Annotated in this window: 23 protein-coding genes and 1 riboswitch; of the genes, 12 read left to right on the top strand and 11 right to left on the bottom strand. The window is 45.3% G+C overall.

The genetic code is table 11. The features are described 5' to 3' along the window. Positions 1–3: 3 nt before the first annotated feature. Positions 4–1,365 carry a tRNA (N6-isopentenyl adenosine(37)-C2)-methylthiotransferase MiaB gene (gene miaB / locus AZI86_RS13635; protein ID WP_253715949.1) on the bottom strand — a complete coding sequence of 454 codons (1,362 nt, stop codon included), beginning with the start codon at positions 1,363–1,365 and terminating at the stop codon, positions 4–6. Between the two features lie 83 nt (positions 1,366–1,448). Between miaB and AZI86_RS13630 the strand changes: the two genes are divergently transcribed. Together AZI86_RS13630 and AZI86_RS13625 are read left to right on the top strand one after the other, a co-directional pair. After that, on the top strand, positions 1,449–2,066 hold the full coding sequence (locus AZI86_RS13630) for a hypothetical protein (RefSeq protein WP_061835749.1): 618 nt from the start codon (positions 1,449–1,451) through the stop codon (positions 2,064–2,066). Between the two features lie 115 nt (positions 2,067–2,181). After that, positions 2,182–3,450: an ATP-binding protein gene (locus AZI86_RS13625; RefSeq protein ID WP_061835748.1), complete on the top strand. Its 1,269-nt coding sequence runs from the start codon at positions 2,182–2,184 to the stop codon at positions 3,448–3,450. A gap of 1 nt (position 3,451) precedes the next feature. Here AZI86_RS13625 and AZI86_RS13620 read toward each other — a convergent pair whose 3' ends face one another. Next, the gene (locus tag AZI86_RS13620) at positions 3,452–3,931 is read right to left on the bottom strand and encodes a hypothetical protein (protein WP_061835747.1); all 480 of its coding nucleotides are present in this window, start codon (positions 3,929–3,931) and stop codon (positions 3,452–3,454) included. Next, a riboswitch (purine riboswitch) is annotated at positions 3,925–4,022 on the bottom strand. (Overlaps the previous gene by 7 nt.) Positions 4,023–4,128: 106 nt before the next feature. On the opposite strand from AZI86_RS13620, the gene AZI86_RS13615 reads away from it, so the two are divergent. Together AZI86_RS13615 and AZI86_RS13610 are read left to right on the top strand one after the other, a co-directional pair. Further along, positions 4,129–4,767, top strand: coding sequence for a hypothetical protein (locus AZI86_RS13615; protein WP_061835746.1), 639 nt, complete (start codon positions 4,129–4,131; stop codon positions 4,765–4,767). A 130-nt stretch (positions 4,768–4,897) separates the two neighbouring features. Further along, a complete protein-coding gene (locus AZI86_RS13610) occupies positions 4,898–6,406 on the top strand; it encodes a L,D-transpeptidase family protein (RefSeq protein ID WP_061835745.1) in 1,509 nt (502 codons plus the stop codon). Positions 6,407–6,465: 59 nt separating this feature from the next. Here AZI86_RS13610 and AZI86_RS13605 read toward each other — a convergent pair whose 3' ends face one another. Both AZI86_RS13605 and AZI86_RS13600 read right to left on the bottom strand, forming a co-directional pair. Further along, positions 6,466–7,377, bottom strand: a complete 912-nt coding sequence (locus AZI86_RS13605; RefSeq protein WP_061835744.1) for a hypothetical protein — start codon at positions 7,375–7,377, stop codon at positions 6,466–6,468. Positions 7,378–7,484: 107 nt separating this feature from the next. Beyond that, positions 7,485–8,462 (bottom strand): DUF4097 family beta strand repeat-containing protein, encoded by a 978-nt coding sequence (locus AZI86_RS13600; protein ID WP_061835743.1) that lies wholly within the window; start codon positions 8,460–8,462, stop codon positions 7,485–7,487. An 83-nt stretch (positions 8,463–8,545) separates the two neighbouring features. Here AZI86_RS13600 and AZI86_RS13595 point away from each other — a divergent pair, with 83 nt between their 5' ends. From AZI86_RS13595 to AZI86_RS13575, 5 genes are all read left to right on the top strand, one after another. Further along, positions 8,546–9,721, top strand: coding sequence for a thiolase family protein (locus AZI86_RS13595; protein WP_061835742.1), 1,176 nt, complete (start codon positions 8,546–8,548; stop codon positions 9,719–9,721). A gap of 9 nt (positions 9,722–9,730) precedes the next feature. Beyond that, positions 9,731–10,432, top strand: coding sequence for a CoA transferase subunit A (locus AZI86_RS13590; protein WP_061835741.1), 702 nt, complete (start codon positions 9,731–9,733; stop codon positions 10,430–10,432). Positions 10,433–10,438: 6 nt separating this feature from the next. Beyond that, positions 10,439–11,095 (top strand): CoA transferase subunit B, encoded by a 657-nt coding sequence (locus tag AZI86_RS13585; RefSeq protein ID WP_061835740.1) that lies wholly within the window; start codon positions 10,439–10,441, stop codon positions 11,093–11,095. A 53-nt stretch (positions 11,096–11,148) separates the two neighbouring features. Further along, complete coding sequence (locus tag AZI86_RS13580) at positions 11,149–11,952, top strand: transporter substrate-binding domain-containing protein (protein ID WP_061835739.1); 804 nt, start codon at positions 11,149–11,151, stop codon at positions 11,950–11,952. Between the two features lie 106 nt (positions 11,953–12,058). Then, positions 12,059–13,042 carry a Crp/Fnr family transcriptional regulator gene (locus AZI86_RS13575; RefSeq protein ID WP_061835738.1) on the top strand — a complete coding sequence of 328 codons (984 nt, stop codon included), beginning with the start codon at positions 12,059–12,061 and terminating at the stop codon, positions 13,040–13,042. A 37-nt stretch (positions 13,043–13,079) separates the two neighbouring features. On the opposite strand, the gene pyk is transcribed toward AZI86_RS13575, so the two are convergent. From pyk to AZI86_RS13555, 4 genes are all read right to left on the bottom strand, one after another. Then, positions 13,080–14,567, bottom strand: coding sequence for a pyruvate kinase (gene pyk, locus AZI86_RS13570; RefSeq protein ID WP_061835737.1), 1,488 nt, complete (start codon positions 14,565–14,567; stop codon positions 13,080–13,082). Between the two features lie 2 nt (positions 14,568–14,569). After that, entirely contained in the window at positions 14,570–16,246 is a 1,677-nt protein-coding gene (locus AZI86_RS13565; RefSeq protein WP_061835736.1) for a hypothetical protein, read from the bottom strand. Positions 16,247–16,343: 97 nt separating this feature from the next. Further along, a complete protein-coding gene (locus AZI86_RS13560) occupies positions 16,344–17,078 on the bottom strand; it encodes a hypothetical protein (RefSeq protein WP_061835735.1) in 735 nt (244 codons plus the stop codon). After that, positions 17,078–17,755: a tetratricopeptide repeat protein gene (locus AZI86_RS13555; RefSeq protein ID WP_061835734.1), complete on the bottom strand. Its 678-nt coding sequence runs from the start codon at positions 17,753–17,755 to the stop codon at positions 17,078–17,080. The genes AZI86_RS13560 and AZI86_RS13555 overlap by 1 nt, the downstream gene beginning before the upstream one ends. 197 nt (positions 17,756–17,952) lie before the next feature. Between AZI86_RS13555 and AZI86_RS13550 the strand changes: the two genes are divergently transcribed. Continuing rightward, a complete protein-coding gene (locus tag AZI86_RS13550) occupies positions 17,953–18,225 on the top strand; it encodes an HU family DNA-binding protein (protein ID WP_061835733.1) in 273 nt (90 codons plus the stop codon). Between the two features lie 6 nt (positions 18,226–18,231). On the opposite strand, the gene AZI86_RS13545 is transcribed toward AZI86_RS13550, so the two are convergent. Together AZI86_RS13545 and AZI86_RS13540 are read right to left on the bottom strand one after the other, a co-directional pair. Further along, positions 18,232–18,648: a DUF4339 domain-containing protein gene (locus AZI86_RS13545; protein WP_061835732.1), complete on the bottom strand. Its 417-nt coding sequence runs from the start codon at positions 18,646–18,648 to the stop codon at positions 18,232–18,234. Next, complete coding sequence (locus AZI86_RS13540; protein ID WP_253715948.1) at positions 18,645–20,276, bottom strand: ChaN family lipoprotein; 1,632 nt, start codon at positions 20,274–20,276, stop codon at positions 18,645–18,647. Before AZI86_RS13540 ends, AZI86_RS13545 begins: the two co-directional genes overlap by 4 nt. Positions 20,277–20,360: 84 nt before the next feature. Between AZI86_RS13540 and AZI86_RS13535 the strand changes: the two genes are divergently transcribed. Further along, positions 20,361–21,557: a DsbA family protein gene (locus AZI86_RS13535; RefSeq protein ID WP_061835731.1), complete on the top strand. Its 1,197-nt coding sequence runs from the start codon at positions 20,361–20,363 to the stop codon at positions 21,555–21,557. A 91-nt stretch (positions 21,558–21,648) separates the two neighbouring features. Here AZI86_RS13535 and AZI86_RS13530 read toward each other — a convergent pair whose 3' ends face one another. Then, the gene (locus tag AZI86_RS13530) at positions 21,649–22,209 is read right to left on the bottom strand and encodes a hypothetical protein (protein ID WP_061835730.1); all 561 of its coding nucleotides are present in this window, start codon (positions 22,207–22,209) and stop codon (positions 21,649–21,651) included. A gap of 133 nt (positions 22,210–22,342) precedes the next feature. On the opposite strand from AZI86_RS13530, the gene AZI86_RS13525 reads away from it, so the two are divergent. Next, positions 22,343–23,455, top strand: a complete 1,113-nt coding sequence (locus AZI86_RS13525; protein WP_061835729.1) for a hypothetical protein — start codon at positions 22,343–22,345, stop codon at positions 23,453–23,455. Positions 23,456–23,470: the final 15 nt, after the last annotated feature.

Below are 23,470 nucleotides of genomic sequence, written 5' to 3'. Positions count from 1 at the left end.
GGCCTAAAGTAACTCTCCACGGAATACAGCGGGGAAGGCTTTGGTGATTTTTACGTCCACCGTTTTGCCGATAAGATCTGGTGTCCCCAAGAAATGCACAAGCTTATTGCTTGAACTGCGACCTTGGATTTTCCCATCCTCGCGGTCCACATTTTCTACTAAGACCTTCATCGTTTGACCTTCATAGCGTTTCACGAGTTCAAACGCCATTTTGTCGTGCTCGTCAAAAAGATAGTTCAAACGTCTTGTTTTTGTCTCTTCATCCACTTGGTCTTCAAATTTCGCCGCTTTAGTGAAAGGACGTGGTGAATATTTGAAAGCGAAAATAGTTTCAAAACCGACTTCTTGAACCATGGTGACGGTGTCCATGAATTCTGCTTCTGTCTCGCCAGGAAAACCCACAATGATGTCAGTAGAAAGAACCAAATTAGGGATCGTGCGTTTGAGCATCGCGATTTTTTCTAAGTACTCTTCACGCGTGTAATTGCGATTCATGCGATCTAAAATACGCGTATTACCGCTTTGGAACGGCAAATGAATGTATTCCATGACTTTATCTTGGTGAGCCGCCATGGTATCAGCCAGCTTCTGATTAAAGTCTTTCGGATGGCTTGTCGTATAACGAATGCGTTCGATATCTGTTTCGCGCGCCACTTTCGCCAGGAGGTCGGCGAAATCCACACCCTCGTCCCCTTTGTAAGAGTTGACGTTTTGCCCCAACAAAGTCACTTCTTTCACGCCACGCTTCACCAAGTGACGAACGTCCGTCAGGATGTGCTGCAAGGGACGCGATTTTTCACGTCCACGAGTGTAAGGAACAACACAGAATGTACAGAAATTATCGCAGCCCTTTGTGATATTCACGAACGTGGCCACGCCCGGATTACGAACCATGGTTTCGATGTGATACGGAGAGCGGTGTTCAAATTTTGCTTGAACTTGTTTTTTTTCTCCCTCAAAAGTTTTAGCCACAAAGGTTGGCAGATTGTCGATCTGGTCCGTACCGAAAACAAAATCAATCATCGGTTGGTTCTTAATAAGGTTGTCTTTTTCTTGCTGGCCTACACAACCGCCCACGCCGATTTTAAGATCAGGATTTTTTTCTTTCATTTTACGGAAAGTACCGACCTCAGAATAGACTTTATGAACTGGTTTTTCGCGAACGCTGCAAGAATTGATAATGATTAACGACGCGTCTTCGGGTTTTTCCACGGGCGTAAAGTTTTGCATCTCTAACAAAGAGTACATACGTTCGGTGTCGTTCACGTTCATCTGACAGCCATAGGTAGAAATATAAACACCGCGGCCTTTGCCAACATCTTGATTTTGCTGAGAGCTTGCAGTGTTTTCGATCGTTGTTTGCACGGTTCTTACCTCTTGTGTCATCAAAGAAAGTGAGTTATAGAGGAGCGCTTTCTTAATGTCAAAGTTCCAGGGAGATTTCGCCTATGAATCCACGCCTAAAAAGCTCTAAAAAATGGACCGCATTTCCAAAAGAATACTCAGATCAAATTCAAGCGGTGTTCGAAGAGAACTTTGCGCAATACTTAGACGATGCCGAGCTCATTATTGAAGGTCGCATCTATCAAGAAGAGATTATGCTGCGCGTTGGATATCTAGAAAAAGGCCGTTTGAGCCAAGCCAATTTCGAAATATCCATGAACTATTCTCGCGAAAAACAAGACGCGGTGAAACGCATTCACAACTGCGTGGATGCGGCGGCCAGCATGATGATGGATTACGTAGAAAACGAAGGCCAGGTGGATTTCCCTTACACTTGGAAAGAAGTTCCGTTTCAAGGCAACAAGATCTACATGCAATTCAATACCGAAAATTCTTCTTTAGAGGCTCAAGCCAATAAACTTTTGGGCGTCAACGAAGAATCTTTAGTCCAAGAAGACGTCAGCGAAGAAGAAGAAGATGCTTTGGCCCGCGCCGAAGAGCGTATTGAAACGGAACGCGAAGAAGATGATGTCGAGTTTGAAACTGACGAAGACGAAGATGAGGATCCCGCTCCCCGCATGTTCAGCGGAAAATCAAAGAAGAAAAAAGACGACCTTCATTAATTCTTATGTTCAGCCCGAAAGAAGACCTAGATCTAAGTATGAACATGAGAACGAATTAAACAGCTTGTTATTTTTTAATATTTCGACGGGCACTTAAACTTGCTAATATAAATGCATGAAAATAGCCCCCCTGCCCGCCAATGAAGTCGATCGCTTACACGCTCTTTTATCCTATGAAATTCTCGATACTCCCGCCGAGTTTTCTTATGACGATATCACTTTGTTAGCATCTTCTCTGTGCGACACCCCCATAGCCCTGGTCAGTTTGATTGATTCCGATCGACAGTGGTTTAAGTCTCGGCAAGGATTAGATGCGAGTGAGACACCAAGATCCCAGTCATTTTGTGCCCACGCAATCCATCAAGAGGAAGTCTTTATCGTCGCCGATGCTTGCTTAGACGAACGATTCGCGAGCAACCCGCTAGTGACTGGACCTCTGGGTATTCGCTTTTACGCCGGTGCGCCGTTAATCAATCCCGACGGCTTTGCGCTGGGCACTCTTTGTGTGATTGATAAACAACCTCGAAATCTTAATTCGCAGCAACGGAGTGCCTTAAAAACCTTGGCGAGGCAAGTCGTGAGCCAACTGGAGCAAAGGCGCCTCAATAAAATTCTTGCAGGTAATTTCATAGCCCTGCAAGAGTCCACAAAACAAGTGTGTGACCAGCAAGCAATGCTCGTTCATTCCTCGAAAATGTCAGCGCTGGGCGAACTCTCGGCAGGTATCGCTCACGAAATCAACAATCCCCTCTCAATTATCTCCGGCAAACTGTGGCGCTTACAAAAACATATTAGCGAAAATAAAATTTCGGCAAACGATGCTTTAAGCGACATCGAGGTGGCGGAAAAAGCCGTCCGCCGTGCCGCAAACATAATCAAAGGCTTAACGACATTTGCTCGTGATTGCACCAACGACCCCGCCGAAACGACGTCATTACAAAACATCTTGAATGACTTTATAGCTGTTACGACTGACACCGTTGAAACGGCCGGCATCGAGTTCCGTATTCCTGAATTTGAAGACTGCTTTATACGCTGCCGACCGGCAGAGATCATTCAGATCTTGCTGAATCTTTTAAATAACTCTGTTTTTGCGACTCAAAAATTGCCTCAAAAATGGATCGAACTGAAGGTATCAAGTGATGAAAATACCGTGCGTATTTTCTTTGTCGACAGCGGTTCTGGAATTCCCCGCGAAGTGCAAGATCGGATGATGGATCCGTTTTATACGACAAAACCCACCGGGCAAGGCACAGGGTTGGGTTTAAGTATTTCTCAAGGTATTGCAAAGGCCAACCAAGGAGAGCTTTCTTACTTACCAAAGGCGGCCAATACCACCTTTGTTTTAAGTTTCCCGAAAGCCCGCCTGGGGATGATCGCTTAGATTAAAGACCGCGAACTTCGTCTTCGATACCTGGGGCTTCGTCTAAGTTGTTTTTTGCGCGACGGATGTATTCGATCGCTCTTTTTTGACTTAAACGGCCTTCAGCCATTTTGATGCAAACTAGTTCTTCTAATTTGTCAGTGATTTGGTAAACACTCACGTGCTGAGGCCACAAGTTTCTTTCGTCATTTCCGCCCCCCGCACAAAGTGGGATGTAATGATCGATTTTGAAATCTTGGCGATTCATGCTGCGAGTGCGGTAACCGATATTATCGTACTTGCGGAAGACTTGCGCCTTTTCTCCGCCAGAAACATCGCGTTTGCAGTATTTGATTTTTTCAGGATAACGGATTTGATCCGCACTGTTGCAAAGTGACCCCGGGGTCAGTGTTGCATCTGGTCCCAGCGGAAACTCGCCTTGAGCCAGAGTTAAAGAAGAAACCACAGAAACCAAAACGAAAAGAGCAGCGCCCTTAAACATATTCCCCTCCAAATAGACCGCCATTATTGGTGGCAGGTAGAAACGTCGAACCATATTATCGACTTATACTCGGTAACTTTGGGAACGAAATATCAATGCGCCTGACCCTTTGCAATGTATTTTGTACGCGTCTCCATTTATGACGCACGAACCCCAATGAAGGCAAAAGCGATTTTTTAGGTCACAATCGAAACCCTATGAAAACCATCATCAGCCTTTTAAGCCTGGGATTTGTCATCATTATTGTGTGCTTGGTTTACCTTTTAAGGTCCGGCGTCAGCATCCGTACGGCCCCGATCATTAAACCCTCCATCGTGAGCCCCGATTTTACCAACGTACCCCAAGGGCTGTTCTTAAGATTGTTTCCCGACATTCAACAAAGCCATTACATACTGTGGAGTGTTTCTCAGAACTCAGCCGAAGTTCAACAAACTCTGTCGATCATGAAAGAGCGCGCTGAAAAAGAGCTCCGCCAACCCGTTCAGTTTATTTACAACGGCCCTAAGGCCACTCTAGAAGAAGTCAAAGCCTGCGCCCGCCCTTGTTGGATTTTGTTTCCTGAAGATCAAGCCAATGAACTTAAAAGTAACGATTGGATCAACACCCGCTTGAAGCCGTTAGACCGGCCTTACTTTACAATTTCCTGGATTGCTTTTCATCGCGACATCACCGTCCCCGAACCTTGTATCAAGGAAAAACGCTTGGATTTAGAATGCCTCAAAGTCGTTTCAATCCAAGAAGTGCGCCGAAAAATGAAGGAAGAAAGTGCGAGGTATTTTTTCATGCGCAAGTATATGGACAGCGACTACTTTCTGTTCCTTGAAGATCCTAAGTAAATTTCCGGAATTAACACCTGAAATGTTTACATTTGAAGGGCGAAAATCGGCCCTTTTCCCTCTGAATCCATGACTTCAGATTAAAAATATTTTACTCCAACACTTCCTTTTGAACGTGCTGGAGGCACCCATGAAAACAGCTATTTCGATTATTTTGAGTGCTTTGTTTCTTGCCCTTTCTGCCGGGGCGCAAACCAAACAAGCTGACTATACTGCGGCCCTAGAAGTTTTAAACTTAGATGACATGCGCACCTCCCTTCTGGCTGCGGGTGATCATGGTCTACAACCAAAATGGTATTGGACTGATTCTATGGAATCAGAATATTCCATTTCAGGCCCTTTGAGTGCGCCATTAAAAGAAAAAACCAAAGTCGCTTTCTTACGTTACTTACAGCACCTTAATTCCGGCGCTGTGAATCCTGAAACTCTGGGCGCAGAATTCAAAGTCCGTCGTAAATGGATGGTTGATAGCAAACAACTTAGCGTCATGATGCTTGCTCAAGGTTCTAATGCCCAAAGCTTGGTGGACAGTATTGCTCCCACAAATGCTCCTTATCGCGCCCTGCAAACGGCTCTTCGTCGCCTCAATGACATCTGCGGGGCGGGTGAATGGATGGCTGTTCCAAACCCTAAAAAAGCTCTTAAACTGGGTTCTCAAGACGCCATCCTGCCTGCAATCAAAACTCGCCTTCGTCAATTGGGTTATAATATCGCGACGATTGATGAACTTTACGATCAGCAAACAGTCGCAGCCGTTAACGACATTCAAGCGACCCTTCGTTACCGTCCCGACGCCGTGATTTCACCGAACGGTCGCACTTGGAAGTATTTAAATACTTCTTGTGCTTCTCGCATTGAGCAAATCAAAGTCGACATGGAAAAGCTGCGCTGGTTCCCACGTGATTTCGGCGATCGCTATATCTACGTAAACTTAGCAATGACGTATTTAACTTTGATGGATAAAGAAGCTGGCACCGTGCAAGTGATGAGAACCATCAACGGTCGCACGGCTCGTAAATCACCAACGTTAGTCGATAAAATCACTTACGTGGTAGTGAATCCATTCTGGGTTGTTCCGCCCACTGTCTTCCGTGAAGATAAACTTTCTGATCTGCGCGGTCTTTCGCCATGGCAAGTTGAAGGATACTTCAACAAATACCATTATGAAGTTTGGAACAAATCTTTCACTCGTCGCATGAGCCCGTCGGCCATCAACTGGAGCTGGCTTGATGGTGATGCGGATCTTTATATCCGCCAAAAGCCAGGCATGCACAATGCTTTAGGCGTTTTGAAATTCATGATGACCAATGATTTTGCGATTTACTTGCATGACACAAATCAACGCGAATTATTTAAAGAATATGAACGCCAATTAAGCTCTGGCTGCGTGCGCGTTGAAAAGCCTTATGACTTAGCAGAGCACCTTTTGCGCGGAACTAAATGGGATCGTTACGCCTTAGAAACTCAAACCGCACAGCCGGGACAAGTCTTAACAAAAGACACCAACGTCACGTTGCCACAAGCCATGCCGGTTTACATGATCTTCCAACCGTCACAGTTAAGCTCTGATGGCATCATAAGATTCGCCGAAGACTCTTACAATCAAACAGAACGAATTCTTTCAGTTCAACGCTTCTAAATAAAAAAGGCCTCTTACGAGGCCTTTTTTATTACTCAATTCTGATTATTCGCGTGGCGCTAGTACTCGTCGTCCTCAACACCAGAACTTGAATTTTCCCCCATTCCACGGACTTCTTCAATGTACGCGGATGTATCCTCTTCAAATTCATTCTCACCTGCTGATTCGTCGATCTCAAGCTCTTGGATGGCGCCCAAAAAGTCTTTTTCAGTGCGTAGATCGCGACGTATCATTTCTAAGAACTTATCTGGATAACGAGACGTCAATTCTTCCACGTAACGTTCCAATTTTCCATCTTGAAGGATTTTCTTACGAACTTGGATCTTCTTCCAGAAAAGAAGATAGTGATAACGACAGTAAGCATCCACGATCGCGGCTTGGTCACAGTCACGCGCCCGGCAGTAACGACGGCCTTCAGCATCTGTCAGGATGATTTCTTCATCCTCTTTAGGCTTTTCTTCGCCAGACCAGTCTTCGGTAATTTCGATTTCGTCGTCAGCCTCTTCAACGGCTTTCAACTCATCAGCGTATTCCCCGATCTCATCGCCCATACCATCGTCATCAGCGATAAAATCATCGTCTAAATCATCTTCTTCTTTTTCTTTTTTAGCCTTAGCACCCTTTTTTGGAGCTTTGGCGTCTTTCTTAGGAGCTTTTTCCGCAGCCGGTGCGGGCGTTGGAGCGGCCGTGGCCTTTTTATCGATTTTCTTAGCCGCTTCAGCTTTGGTTTCTTTCACCGTTTCTTTAGCCGCTTTGGTAGAAGCCTTTGCCGGAGCTTTCGCTTCAGGCTTTTTCTTAGCTTCTACTTTTTTTGGCGCTGCTTTGGGAGCGGGCTTTGCGGCCGCTTTTTTTACCACAGCCTTGCCTGCCGCCTTTTTGGGAGCGGGCTTTGCGGCGGCCTTTGCAGGCGCTTTTTTAGCAGGTTTTGCAGCGGCTTTCGCTGCGGGCTTCTTTTTAACGATTTTTGCCATATTTTTACCTAAGATTTATCTCCCACTTCGAATTACGCAAAGCAGGCATTTTTTCAACCCTATTATCTCTGGATTATTTGTAAGGACCCGTCAACTCATTTGTCAGATCATTTTACGGAAATTGTGCCCTCTTGGCTGCGAACAAAAACCGTGGCTTTTTGCGCATCGCCCCGCAAGCGTCCACGAACACTTTTTTCTGAGCTCAATCGAGTGACCTTTAACTCTGCAGGAACCACGATTTCGCCTTCGGTGGTTAACAAGTTAAGACTTGCACCTGAAGCCGGAGGAAGTTGAATGGAAACACGACCTGATTTGGAACGCACATCCACTTCACCTTCTAACGGCACATTGACACTCACCGCGCCTTCTTGGTTCGTGCCTTCAACACGGCCCTGGAAGCCCACGACAGTGAATGCACCTTTGCCATTTTCAAACTGCAAAGTCCCACTGCCTTGATTGATTTTACTGGTGGATGTCTGCGCTGCTAAAGTCATCACGCCACGCACTTTTTCACTTTGTAATTGCCCCCCAAACTGAGTGGCGTTCACGTCGCCTTGGATATTGCGAAGGGCCGTATTTCCCGCGTAAGAATCCGTCATCACGGCACCGTTATGGTCGGCCACCGTGATATCTCCTTTTTGCACCGTGATGCTTAAAGCTCCCGCGCCATTAGAAACATTCACGCGGCCCTGAGTCATGCTCATTTTTAAATCACGAGTCCATTTTTGCGCCACGATCGAGCCCCCACGCAAGTGGATTTCAGCTGGCACGGGCTCGCCGGAAATCTCAATACGCTTTAACTGTGACGACGCACGAGGTAATATCTCGGCCCACGACTTTTTCCCAGAAAACTCGTTCATTTTGATTTCAATGACGTTGTCACGTTTAGAAACGGTGTAAACTCCCTCTGTAGCAGAAGATTCAACTCCGTTAATTTTCAAAGGGGCTCCGGGCTGTCCCACTATTTGGACTTGCGCTTCAAAGCCTTTCAGGACCACACGATCCCCTTTAGTGACGGGGATTTCGACCACTCCGGCAAACGCCGATGAAACAAACAAAGGAAGAATGAAACTGATCGCTGACATGCGTTGACTCCTTCGAAAATTGACTCTGAATCTAAAATATAAAAAAGTATCCAGCGAATGACAACTAGTCTGAAGGGATCAATATGGAAAATGTCGTGATTGTTAGCAGCGTAAGAACACCCGTAGCCGCTTTTCAGGGAGCTTTTGCTACTCTTCCCGCCCCACGCCTGGGTGCCGTGGCGATTAAAGAAGCTTTGACTCGCGCCCATGTTTCTACAGACGAAGTTGATGAATGCATCATGGGTGAAGTTCTCACTGCTGGCGTCGGCCAAGCCCCCGCTCGTCAAGCCGCATTGTATGCAGGACTTAAAAACACCACTCCTTGCATGACCATCAATAAAGTGTGCGGATCTGGCCTTAAAGCCGTGATGTTAGCGGCAGACTCTATTGCTTTAGGAAATACGAAAATCGCCATCGCCGGGGGCCAAGAAAACATGACCTTGGCACCGCATCTTTTAGAAAACTCTCGTGCCGGATACCGCATGGGTCCGACACAAATGACAGATTCTATGGTGAAAGACGGTCTTTGGGACCCGTACAACAATTTCCACATGGGAAATGCGGCAGAGATTTGCGTAAAAGAACATAACTTCACTCGTGAACAACAGGACGCTTTCGCGATTGAGTCTTACAAAAAAGCCCAAAGCGCTTGGGAAAAGAATCTGTTTAAAAACGAAATCGTTCCCGTCGTGATTGAAGGCAAAAAAGGCAATGTCACTGTTGAAAAAGATGAAGATCCTTACAACACGAATTTTGAAAAGATCCCGGGTTTAAAACCGGCATTTGATAAAGCGGGCACGATCACTGCCGCCAATGCTTCAAAAATCAATGACGGCGCGGCGGCTCACGTGTTGATGTCTGAAAGCGAAGCTAAAAAGCGTGGCGCAAAACCTTTAGCAAAAATTGTCGCGCACGGAACTTTCGCCCACGAGCCGAAATACTTTACGACGGCTCCCGTAGGCGCGATCAAAAAAGCTTTGGCCAAAGCCAACCTTAAAGTGGGTGATATTGATCTTTGGGAAATCAACGAAGCCTTTGCCGTTGTGACTCAAGTGGCAATGAAAGAACTTGAAATCCCGGCTGAAAAAGTCAACGTGCATGGTGGTGCGGTGGCGATTGGTCATCCGATTGGCGCTTCGGGTGCGCGCATCCTAGCAACCCTGGTACATGCTCTACACACCCACAACAAACGCTATGGTTTAGCGACGTTGTGTATCGGTGGCGGTGAAGCTGTGGCTTTGATTGTTGAAAAGGCTTAAGGGAAAATTATGAGCGGAAGCAAAAAGGTTTACAAAGACGCGCAAAGTGCGCTGGCCGGTATCAAAGATGATATGACTTTGATCTTAGGTGGGTTCGGCCTGTGCGGAATCCCTGAGAATTGCATTTCGGTTTTAGCTAAATCAGGAGTGAAAAATCTGACTTGCGTTTCAAATAACGCGGGTGTGGATGATTTCGGATTGGGTTTGCTTTTGCAAAATCGTCAGATCAAAAAAATGATCTCTTCTTACGTCGGCGAAAACGCCCTTTTTGAAAAGCTCTACATGAGCGGCGAACTTGAAGTCGAATTCTGCCCTCAAGGCACCTTGGCTGAACGCATGCGTGCCGGTGGCGCTGGGATTGCAGGTTTTTATACTCCAACCGGAGTTGGAACCTTGATCGCCGACGGTAAAGAAATTAAAAAATTCGAGGGCCGTGAGTATGTTTTAGAACGCGGAATCAAAGGTGACTTTGCTTTCGTTAAAGCTTGGAAAGGCGATAAGTTCGGAAACCTTGTGTTCCGTAAAACTTCGCGCAACTTTAATCCTATGGCCGCGACGGCGGGTAAAATCACCGTCGCGGAAGTTGAAGAATTGGTTGAAATTGGCGAATTAGATCCCGATCAAATTCATACTCCTGGTGTGTATGTCCAAAGAATCTTCCAGGGTTCTGGATATGAAAAACGCATCGAACAACGCACCATCAGAAAGTAGTCGAACATGCCATTAACTCGAGAACAAATTGCTCAACGTATCGCTAAAGAAGTCGAAGACGGCTATTGCGTAAACTTAGGTATTGGTATTCCCACTTTGGTTGCCAACTACATCCCTAAGGATAAATTCGTTATGTTACAGAGCGAAAATGGCCTTTTAGGCATGGGACCCTTTCCGACAGAAAGTGAAATTGATGCCGATCTTATCAACGCCGGAAAACAAACGGTGACCGCCTTGCCGGGCGCCAGTTTTTTTTCAAGTGCAGATTCATTCGCGATGATTCGCGGCGGACATGTCGATTTAACTGTGCTTGGCGCGATGGAAGTGGATGAGACTGGCAGTATCGCGAACTGGATGGTGCCGGGTAAAATGATCAAAGGCATGGGTGGGGCCATGGACTTAGTGGCGGGCGCTAGAAACGTGATCGTGGCTATGCAACACACGGACAAAGAAGGCAATTCCAAGCTTCGCACCAAATGCACGCTGCCGTTAACAGGTGTGAATTGTATTAAAAAAATTGTCAGTGATTTTGGCGTGATCGAAGTGACGCCTGAAGGTTTCGTTTTAAAAGAATACGCTCCAGATCTGTCCCCGGAGAAAGTAAAAGCAGCCACTGAGGGCAAAATGATCATTGCCCCTGACTGCAAAGCCATGACATTCTAAGAGTTTTTCGTTTTTGTCGTTGCTTCAACCAAAGCAAAAGCTAAAGTTAAAGCATGGCATCACATCTGATTCCCATTTTAGCTGCGGTGATTTTATTTTCATCGCAGTCTTTTGCGCAAAGCAAATCTTCTTCTAAAAACTGCCATCGAAACTTTATCATCGGCCTGAATGCCGAGGTTGTTTCGAGAGACAAAGTCGGCGTGGAAAAAATCTCGGCCGATCTTTTATCTGAGATTAAAAAAAGAGTGCCCTGCTCTTTTGACGAAAGAAATATTTCTTTCACTCGCGCTTCTGAAGACTTACGCATGCGACGAATTGATATGTATGCATTTGCTTTTTCGATCCCCGAGTTTTTAGAGTTTTCCGATCCCGTGCTCCTTTATTCCGTGAACAGGTTGCTGGTCGTAAAAAAGGATTTTTACAAAGAGGGCGCCAGCGCCGAAGACTATCTTAAAAATCCTAAACTACGCTTAGGAGCGATCTCTGGGGGCCGTTTTTTCACCTCCGACAAAGAGATCGAACTCTTACAAAAGCAGGATAGAATCTCTTTTGATCCTTTTCCCGATGGGATGTTTAAGCTTTTTGAACAGGGCAAGATTCAAGCCTTCTTTATCTCCCCAACCTATTACAATCTTTATGCACAAAAATACTCTTTGAAAGAAAAGACTCGCGTCATCGCCGACAAATCCACGCTGGATCTTGCGCTATTTCTTTCTAAAACTCGGATGTCCGAATCGGAAAAATCCCTATTTCGAAATGCCATCAAATCAATGAGAACCGATGGAAGCATTAAAAAAATTCTTTTAAAGTACCTCCCGCCGTCAGAAGTCGAAAAATATTATCAGACAAAAAACTGATTCTGGGCCTTTGAGCCCTACGTCAGTCCAGCCCTAACGTTGCCCCGTCTGAATTTTCCCCTGATAATAGGCTTCATAGATCTCAAATTTCAATCGAGGTTCATTCGTGGCTGAATCCAAAAAAGTCGCTCAAGGTACGTATCTTTTCCGTGAAGGTGATCATCCCGATGCGATGTACATCATTAAATCAGGCAGCTTTGCGATCACTAAAACCAAAGGTAACACCGAAATCGTTCTAGCTGAAATCAATGCCGGTGCCATGGTCGGCGAAATGGCCTTGTTTGACAACAAACCTCGGAGTGCCAACGTCAAAGCCACCAAAGAATCTGAAGTTGTGGCTTTGCCTTACGACTCTTTGACAAAGCAGATGGAATCCCTGCCGGTCTGGGTGCGCGCCATCATGAAAACGCTCAATGAAAACATGCGTGAGGCCAATAAAAAAATCAAACTTTTAGAAAATACCAATCCCGATGAAGAGCGTTTCCCGCCCCACATCGTGAATAAGTATATTTCTATTTTGAATTTAGTGTCGCACAAATACGGAAAACCCGAAGGCGACGGCGGTTTGGTAATCACCTCGGTTCTGCTGCGCAATTACACGATTCAAATCTTCCAAGAAGCTACAAATAAAATGCAAAGTGTGGTGAATGCTTTGACCGATCTTGGCTACTTAACGCAAGAAGAGCGCGGCGATGGCACACAAAAAATCGTCAATCTTCGTCCCCAAGAACTTTTCTCATTTGTTGATTGGTATAATGAATGGCTTTTCAAACAAGAAAAAGACCGCTTACCGCAATTGTCAGACAAAGAAGTTGAAATCTTAAACGGCATTATTCTTTTTGCTAAGCGTGTAGAACCGAATCACAAAGGTTTCCGCAAAGTAAATTTGAATGACGTGCAAAATGAATCCATGAAAGAAACCGGAAACCTCATCCGCGTGGATGACGTGAATCCCTTGATCGAGAAAAAATACCTCACCGAAAAAATCATGGATGAAAAAGGTGTCTACCTGATGGTCGCTCTTGAAGACGTCGAACATCTGGCGCGCAATTGGACCATCGTCAACAGTTTAAAACGAAAACTGCGCTAATTAAAAAGCCCCTTGCAGAAGGGGCTTTTGGTTTTTACTAATTGATTTCGGGATCAGCCTGGCAGCGCAATGGCAACTTATCGTCCGGCAAGCGAGACAACTGATCGCCATTCACCGTGTGGACATAAATTGAATTGGTTTTCGCACCTTGAGCGATCGGTTGACCCAAAGTCAGAATCACCCGATCACCCGTCTTAGCCAGGCCATGAGTGATTAAAAGCTGATCAACTTGAGTCAGGATATCTTCCATCGTTTTATAAGGCTTGATCAAAAGCGTCTGAATCCCCCACATCAACTCCATGGAATTTAAAACATCCATGTGCTGAGTGACAGAAATCACACGCGCCTTAGGACGGAAATTTGAAATGATATTTGCCGTCTTACCCGAAGTGGTCAGGCAAATGATCGCCGTGGCATTCAGCTTTAATGCCGTCAGCGAAGCACTGGCCGCAATCGCCCCCGGAGTGCTTAAGTATTCACTTTCAAGCGAAAGCTTATAGTACTCCTCCTCATTGCGCTCTACTTCAGTGATAATCTCATGCATGGTACGGATGCATTTAAATGGATGTTTACCACTAGCTGATTCTGCTGAAAGCATCAATGCATCAGAACCATCCAAAACCGCATTGGCCACATCTGTGATTTCCGCACGTGTGGGACGAGGATTTTCAACCATGCTATCAAGCATTTGCGTTGCCGTGATAACGGGTTTTCCTAATTGATTACAAACTTGAATGATGCGTTTTTGAAATCCGGGTAAACGGCTTTGACCGACTTCCACGGCCAAATCTCCCCGCGCCACCATCACCACGTCACTCAAACGACAAATCTCTTCCAGATTTTCAAGCGCTTCAACCATTTCAATTTTAGCGACGATTTTAGCATTGGATTTTCTGGATTCAATGATCTCACGCAATTTACGAATATCGCGAGCATGACGAACAAAGCTTAACGCCACGTAGTCGACTTTATTTGCTAAGCCGAACTCTAAATCTTCAAAATCTTTTGGCGTCATCGCGTCCACCGGCAAATTTACACCGGGAAGATTCATTCCTTTGCGATCTTTTAAAATACCGCCATAGATCACTTCCACGTCGATCTCTTCGCCCCGAACTTGAAGAACCTGGATTTCCATCAAACCGTCATCCAAAAGAATGCGCGTTCCAGGAACACAGGCCAAAGGCAATTCTTTAAAGTCTGAAGGAATCAGTCCTGGCTTACCAAGCACTGCCGCTGTCGTAACGACCAAGCGCTCACCGGGCTTGATTTCGATAGAGCCACTTTCAAATTTACCGACACGAACTTTGGGGCCTTGCAGATCTTGTAAAATCGCAACCGGAGCACGAAGCTCTGAAGAAAGTTTTCTTAAAGAGTGGATCACCTTAAGGTGATCTTCATGGGACCCGTGAGAAAAGTTAAGGCGAGCCACATTCATGCCCGCCTTAATTGCTTTTTCTAGATTTTTTTCTTCACGCGTCGCCGGACCAATTGTGGCCACAATTTTCGCTCGACGATCTGCTAACATTTCTATGCCTTCCTGCTGTAATTACTCATTTTCACAGACAAGCTTTGCATATCTTCCTGGTGACGTCTATTCATTCTATCAAGTTGATCTTGATGCGATTGATTAAGCTGCGCAATGCGTGCCTCATATTTCATCGCCAGACCTTCTTTTTCCATCTTCGTCGCTTTATCCCGCTCATCGGACCTTTGCGCAAATTGGTTCTCTAGACGTTTCAACTCTTTATCTTGCCCCTCTTTAATCTGAGCCAAGCGATCCTCATACTTTTTGATGGTCTGCTCTAACTTAGAATTGAAATTGGCTTCCATATTTCTGAAGCGCTCCGTCATAACCTTGTTAGTGGTCACCTGATCGGCCGCGGTTTTTTCACGGTAAGCATCCATGCGATCCAAATAATTAGATTTCACGACGTCCAAAGACTCGTTATAAAGTTTTTCCGTATTAGCCTGGTTTTTATTGCTCAAGTCGGTGATCTTGCGAACGCGATCTTCGGCCGAGTTTGTCACCTGAATAATCTGATCACGATGCTGCGTCTTCATATCTTCGCGTTCGATACGATGCTTCGCATTGGTCATCATGCTTTGAGAGCGGTATTCCCGATCCGTGTTTTTCAAGAGCTTCTGGTTTTGCTCCACAACATTGGAAATGCGCTCGCCATTAAGCTCTTTCATGTGCTCTACGGCATCTTCACGCTGTTGTTCTAACAAATCCATCCGCTTTTCATAAGCTTGAGTCAAATTACGACGTTCAATACCGCGTAAGCGTTCATTTTTAGAAATTTCGTTGTTCAGCTTCCCGCTGAGGCGCTGAATCTGACTGTCCCGAGAGCGCACTTGTGAATTGACGCGCTCGTTAACCGTGTCACGGAAATTTTCGTTATTTACGTCCATCGCTTCGGATTTTTTAGCCAAAGTATTTTCGTATTTATCCCGGATCGTATTTCGCTCTTGATCCATGATCTCTTGCTTCATACGGATATTATCCCCGTATTCTTCGGATTTATTTAAAACCGTGTCCGTGTACTTTTGTGACCAACGCGAGTTGTCTGCCTCACGACGACGATCACTTTCCCGAAGTTTTGCTTCATAAGTTCGGCGCATTTCATTTTGACCACGGATCAAGGACTGACGAGTGTCTTCATGGGCGGTGATCAAAGCGTCCTTTTCTTTTTGATGAGCGTCGTTTAAGCGACGTGCCGTATTTTTAGAAGATTCTTGAGATTTAAGACGCGTTTGTTCAGCCATCTCATTAAAACGCTGGTCGCGGTTGGCCACTTCACCGTTGAGCTGACTGGTCAGGTTTTCGCGTTGGGAGTTATTAACTTGAGCTTGCTTACGTAAAGCCGCTTCATAGGAAGCCTTTTGTTCTTCACGAGAGTTGTAAGCATCTTCCATTTTATTCTTTAAAGAATCGCGATAAGTCTGGCGAACTTCTTCGATTTTTTTATTATTTTTGAAATCACGTTCACTTAAGGATTCTCTATTACGATCTTTAAGCTCAGAAATTCGCCCTTCGTAATTTTCAGAAATCCGACTGATTTCGTCATGATAGTTTTGTTCTAATCGTTTTAGTTCCGCACTGCGACGTTTAGCGTTGTCGGCTTCCCGCTGCTCATACTCTTCCCGAGTTTGGCGAATCTTTTCGTCCTGGCGCGCGCGATCTGATGATGAAATAGAAGACATCCTATCCTCCCAGGCTCCAGATTAACACGAGCCTTCGGACAAAACGTCATTTCACACTTTTCAAGAATTAAAATCAGGACCAGCGTCTAGCTTAAAACTATCTTTCAAAAGAACGCTGCCAATAGATCTGGCGCAGACGCCTAGCTTCTTCGGCTTTCTGCTTGGCGCGCAGCTCTTGGGCCTTTTGAGAGGCTTCGTCCGCGGCGATCTTGCGATTGATGATTTCTTTATAAATCGCAGCACTTTTCACCGCCAAATCACCCCAAGTGATTTTATAGCGCTCAACGTCTTTTTTGAAGTTTTCTTTGCTTCCGACATAAAGCGAATTCCATAACGGAAGATGCTCTTTCATATCGATCGGACGAATCATGCCGTAATCGGTTTTACCTTCAGAATCAACCCCGGCCACCCAAAACTCAAAGCCTTCTGGAACTTGCACGATTTTACCATCTCTCATGGTTACTGAAAGGTCGGCATCCATATTACGAATCACCACTCGGTCCTCTTGACTGATCACCCAGTATTGACCGTGCTTGGCTTTCATATCCGCATAAGCACTTTGGACTTCCAAAGATCCTTTTTCCACCCACACGGCCCCTTTTATCAAACGCCATTGCGAGCTTGAAAGGCGCATCACCGTGGCCCCGGGTGTTGCATGAAAACTTTGTGTTTTATTAGTCAGATGAAAGCCTGATTTTAGAACTTGGACGGCGCAGGTGTCCTGTCCTTGTAAACAAGCCTCGGGCTGCTGCAAAGTTTCAGTAGAAGCTCGAACCCGAACCTCCAACTGGAATGCCAAGATAAAAAGCAAAACCTTCGCGAACTTTTTCATCAGTACTCAACACTCTGAGCAAGTTTGCGAGCTTGATTGCGAAGCTCTTCGTTTTTAAAGTTTTTTGCGACCGTCTTATAGATCTCTGAAGCTTCTTCAGTTTGATTATTACTCTCACTGATCTGCCCCATGCGCAGCAAAATAAAACCTGTTAATTCATGCTGCGGGAACTGAGTCACCATTTCGTCAATTTCCGACAAAGTGCTGCGGAAATCTTTTTTTAAGTAATAACTTTCCGCGATTAAAAATCGAGCTTCTACTCCATGAGCAGACAAGGGGTACTTTTGTAATAGTTGGCTGAATTCACGAATGGCTTTATCGTACTCTTGACCGTTGAAATAACGTTTTCCTTTGGCAAATAAAACACCTGACAAATCCACGCTTTCATCACTCGCCGGCGCACGCACCACCGCCGCAAGGTTCTTCATCTCATAGTGTGCTTGGAGTTTTTTATTGTCGGGTAAAATCTGCGCCACAGACTGCTGAAAATCTTTAATCTGATACGTCAGCATTGAGTTCGCAAAACGCTCATTTTCCACTTGTTTTTCAAGCTGTGCTAAACGCGCTTCATACTGTTCGTGGCCATTAAAATAACCTACAAAAAGAGAGTACGCAGAAACAAGCCCCACAGTTAAACAAAGACTGAAAATTAAGAAAACCGCATTTTGATTTTTCATGTGTTTCTTATCGGCAAAAAACGATAGATATTGAGACTGTCTCATCCTGAAACACAGAGAACTTTACGAAAGTCTAGGGGGATTTTATAAAGGCCGCAACGCTTCTAAGGACTGGCTTGCAGATTTGCACACCCTTTTAACTTGACCATTTTTTGGGGCGAAATTAGTTTGATTTCTCTTTGAAGGATCTTGTGCAAATGAACAAAGCTCAACTAGTAGAACTTGTCGCTGAAAAAACAAAAACCACAAAGACTCAATCTGAACTCATCCTCGACGCCACCTTGAAAGTCATTCAAGACACTCTTAAAAAAGGCGACGAGGTAAAGCTTGTGGGGTTCGGCACATTTTCAAAAAGCGTTAGAAAACCTCGCCAAGGTCGCAATCCTAAAACAGGTGAAGCGGTGAAAATCCCTAAGTCCTATGTGCCCCGCTTTAAGCCCGGCAAAGACCTTAAGGAATCCTTGAACTAAATTCACCTAATTAATAGCCTCTTTGAATTCAGGTCGATCCGCAATGCGGCTCCATCCCGTTAAGCCCGCCTTCCACACAAATTGGTCAGGGCGAATTTTATTCAGCTGCAATCCCGACCGCAACTCGGCAATGGAAAAGGGTCCTTCCTGCAAAAGTCGTTTATCGACATCATGAACTAATAAAACCCACTCTTTAGCGTCGGGTACGATATCCCTACCTAGAATAAATTCTTGAGCTGCAGGAAAAAGGGGCTGTTCAAAAACTCCCCATTCTATCGCCGCCATCCAGCGCCCGTCTTCTTGAGCACAAACCAAGTCATGAGGCCCAATCTCCCCACTTCGGATTTTCTCCCTCATCTCGGGTGTAGAAATCGGCCCCTGAGGCTTCAGGTTGCGATTGTAATACCAAGAATTGAATTTCATAACTTTTCCTTTTTACTGTGAAAAGGTGCGGGTAAAGATTCAACCACTTCCATAAGATCATAGTATGCAATATTGAAGCTTTCATCTTCAACGGACTTACTTAAGAATTTGCGCACGGTCATTTCAGAGATCTGCTTTTTACGATACCCACTGTACAGCCTCTCGCCGATCATTCCCCCCAATAATGTCGCGGCCATCAGATAGGATTCTTTTTTCCTGGGCCTTGCCTGCATCTTGTGTCGAGAAACACCGGTGATCACCATCAGCTCGTGCATTTTCTGCGTCAACGCCAACTGCAAAGCCTCTTTCCCTAAGTCCACCGGCGTTCGCGAGGCAAGACTTGCTTTGATGTCTGCCAACGTGTCTGTTTTACGCTTGTGGTTGATCATCTTAGAGCCGAAATACGCCATACCTTCTAACCATATCAGACTTAAAAAATCCTTCGGCATATCCCCCTGAAGCCTTTTAGCCGAACTTAACGAAGCCCGCACATATTGCATCGCTAAAGAGGCCGCATGATTGACCGTTGCCCGGGCGAGATAAGCCGCACGTATTTCGGGCAAATAAAAAGACATCTCTTCACTAATCATGGATTCAATCCATTTGATTTTTTTGGCGTCGTAATTTTCACGCACCTGCGACCAAAAGGCGGTATCCCGCGCGGTGTAAACGGAAAGATCGGATAAGGACACATCCACGCCCAACTCTTCAGCCATGATTTTCACATAGCGACCGACATGATCGGTGTAATCTAAAACTTCGTCATCCTCATCGTCGTCATCTTCGGCCAGATCCAAATCATAGGCTTGCTCTAGGTACATTAAATAATTCTGCCACTTCACCCAGGGCGGGACACTCATCAGACAAAAAACATTTTGCGAAAGACGAACCAAGTCGGTCGTACCTTCAAGCTCTTTTTGCAAAAGCTGAAAGTAAATGGGTTCTGAATTTTGAAAGACGCGCAAAATACGTTTAGAGAAAGCCTTACCTAGGCCTTTTTCCATTTCTTGCGGAATATGTGATGAAGCCAGATGCAGATCACCATAAATCACAACAACAAGATGCTCGGGATTTTGTTCCACCAACTGGGTGATTATTTTTCCAGCAAAGACGTCACGCGAATGCAAAGTCGATGCACTTTTCTTTTTATAGCTCTTATTAAGGCCATAAACCGGAGCCTTGTGCTTTTGGGCCCAACGTAAAAGAGGACGATAATGCTCCCATGGAAATCCCCAGTCGTTTTTCCAATCAATGGCCTTTAAGAAGTCCTTTTCGCTCATTTGTCCGGCAAGATACTTATGCACCTTATCTTGATCCGCGGCCTCAAAAAACTCGACCGCCAAAATCACTTTGCGACGAGGAGCAATGTGCCGAAGTATTCTCAATTGAGCTTTTTGTGATTGATGAAGAGCGTGAAAATCCCCGATCATGATAACGCTGGATCGATCGACCTGCTCCCACAGAGCTTCTTTACTAGAGACCTGCCATTTTTTTGAGAACTCGCGCGTATAGGCTTTGCGATAGTGCATCAATTCTGGTGTATCTTCGCCTAGACGATGCCTCACCTGTCGTTCCATTTGCAGATAGAGATCTTTGCGGATGCGAATCCATTTTTGCAGGTCGTTCAATGCTGTATCTTCCTTGATCAGTTAATATTTACTTTCACATAATTTTGATTGATTTCAAGCAGTAAACTACGATTCAATGGGGGCATGAAAAACAATGCGAAAAATAGCTTTTTACTTGTCGCCCTTATTTCGACTCTTTTAGCGCTGGGTGTTTTCGGATATCTAAGCACTCACTACTATGAACTGAAGTTTGGAGCCCCCACGGAAGGCTCCATGTGTAACATCAACGATGTCATGAACTGTGATGCTGTTGCTGCCAGCAGCTTTTCGGCCCTTTTCGGCATTCCGATGGCTCTTTGGGGATTGGCAACAAACTTAGTCCTTCTGTATTTCCTCTTAGTGACTCGCTTTAACCTGGTCCAGGACAAAGAAAAAGCCTCTCGCTATACCTTGATGCTTTCAGGAATCACGCTGATCGCATCTATCGTGATGGGCCTCATCTCCACACAAATGGCGAACCTTTGTATCTTCTGCATTACCAGCTATGTCCTTTCATTGATCACCTTTATTTGCGTTCTTTTAGGAGCTTATGAGGTTTCAGTTTCAAATCTAATGAATGACTTTAAAGACATCTTCGTCACAGAACGCTGGGTTCTTGGTTTTGCCATAGCGATTCCAGTGATTGCGTTCTTAGGAAATATTATGTTTCTAGAAAGTCATGGCTATTCTAAGATTGCTAAAATCAGCGAAGAAAAAATCGCTTATTGGAATGTCGCGACCGTGCAAACTTTTGATCCTGCAGCCGGCCTTATTTTACAAAAAGGAACCGGCGAACCTGTGATGACAATCGTGGAATTTGCGGACTTCCGTTGCCCGCATTGTAAGCACGCAGCCCCTGGCCTTCATGCATTCACAAAAAGCCGCCCCGATGTGCGCTTGCAATTTAAACCTTTCCCTTTGGATGGCACGTGCAACCAAGCCATCCAAGGGGGCGACGGCATTTCTTGTGGCATCGCGGCCGCAGTTATGTGTGCTGAACAGCAGTCTAAAAAAGGCTGGGAAACCCATGACTTCTTCTTTGATACCCAAGAAACCGTGTTACGCACTCCCAACTTAGATCAAAATCTTCAAGCGGCTTCTGAAAAGCTGGGTTTGAACTTGGATGAACTAAAAAAATGCGTTCAAGATCCCGCAATGCAAGAATCAATTCGCAAGATGGCCAAAGAAGGTGCTACCGCTCAGATCCGCGGCACACCGACGATCTTCGTTAACAATAAGCTTCTTGAAGGCGGACACTTAGTTCCGGTTCTTGAAGCCGCTTATCAGAGTTTGAAAAAATAGAGGACGGTAGTCCGGAGCGACGGTTCGGCCCCGGCCGAACGCGGCTCGGCAATCCGGAGCTTCGTTTCGGCGAGAGCCGAAAGCGGCTCGCTCAAAACCCAATGACTTCGGCGAGCCAGTTGGCGAAGTGTCCGAAAGAATCATCAAAGACCACAACCGTGGTCTTTGCTAAGCCGTGGACGATTTCCAGTCCAAACGCCAAAACAATCAAAGACACCGTTGCAATCCATAAAGCGCGTACTACATAGATAGTTGAACGCACGTCTTGAACTCGCAAATCTCCGTGAATTTTCTCAACAGTTTTAAGCACATACTCTAACTCCCTAAAGTGCTCTTTGAACTTTTCGCGAAGTTCTTGCTGCTTAGCTCGAGTTAAAGAGTTGATCCCGGGAAATGAACGCTTTGCCTTAATTGCATAGATCAGATCAATGGAATGATTCACAAAACGCGTGATTCGAGGTTTAAAATTAGGATAGTCCGAGGGCTTCTCAAGAAAGTCTTTCAACTCTTCGATGGCGCGATCATAGCGCTCATCTAAAACCCACGTGAGAATATTATAGCGCAATGAATCCGGCCGCCCTAAATCAGAGCTGTCGATTTTCATATCAAAGATTTGTTCAGACTTCCCGTCTTTCAATGCTGGAACTGCCATGACTCTCTTTTCGGGCAGATCGCCCTAAGTCTTAAGCAGACATAGGTCCAGTCTTACAGACCAAGGTTTGACGGGGTCGTTTCATCTTGAGATTATAAAGTCTAGGGCGACCTAGACTTCATGGAGGAGGGCTATGGAAACCGATTCTTTCCACCAGGCACGATTATCACACTTAGACTTTGAAACTGCTGATCAGTCAGTAGGTCAAATTCCTTTGCCGGATGAACTTCCCCGATCGCAAGATTTAAGTCATCTGCCCAAAGACATTCTTAAATCTAGCACCGTGGAAAACCTGATTTCCCAAAATGAAGACCTTATGGCGCGCTTGAAAGTATCTCTGCGTCGTCTTTCGATTTTAGAACTGGAAAATCAAAAACTTTCTGACGAGACTAATAAAGCCCGTCTTTCGCAATCTTCTGTGACCGATCAAATTCTTATCTGGAAAGAAAAAGATGCGATCTGGAAACAAAAGGTGGATCAGTTAGAAAAAGAAAAAGAAATTCACGCTGAAAAGGCTCGCGTCTTAAACGAAAAAGTGAAGACGATGACCAGCGAACTGACTCGTCACGTGAAATACCATGAACGCATCAAGACCCAAGTAAAACCTTATATTTCTGAACTTAAAGAATACTCTCGCACCCAAGAACTTAAAGTTCAGCAACTTGAAAGCCAAACGGAAGCTCGCGAAGCTTTGTTGCGCGATTTACGCCATCAAATCATTGAAGTCTCTAAAAACTCTCGCTATCAAGTCGAAGCGTCAGAGAAAAAAGCTCAAGAGATGGTTCAATACTATGAATCACAGATCGAAACTTTAACGAAACAGCTGACCCAGCTTCAGACAGTTCAAGAAGATCTTGAGCTTAAATCTTTAAAGCTGCACACCGCTTTAGAGCGCCAAGACACTCTTGAAAACGAGATCGTCACTCTTCGCCGCAGCAAAGAGGACTTGAAAGCTCGCTTAGAAAAAGATCTCGCCAAGCAATCTGATCGCATGGGTGAATTGACCCGCCAAAACCAGAAATTGGGCGTGGAACATGCAGATCTACAAGTTCGCGTGGTGGAAGACCAAGAACGCATTCAAAAACTAGAGCGCGACAACTTCCAGCTGCAAGAACAGTTGGAAAGTTTGCGCTATATGTGGTCGGCCAAAAATGAAGAGCACGAAAAACTAAAAGTCGCCGCAGCAGCGCTGGAGCGACTTAACTTAGAATTGAGCCAAAAGCTTAATGAATTGCGTAAAGCGTAGCTACGGCAGCTGCGC

Origin of the sequence: Bdellovibrio bacteriovorus (assembly GCF_001592735.1) — a bacterium.
In the GTDB taxonomy this organism is placed as follows: Bacteria; Bdellovibrionota; Bdellovibrionia; order Bdellovibrionales; family Bdellovibrionaceae; genus Bdellovibrio; species Bdellovibrio bacteriovorus_D.
The sequence above is the reverse complement of the archived record's forward strand: the minus strand, read 5'-3'. Positions and strand labels throughout refer to the sequence as shown.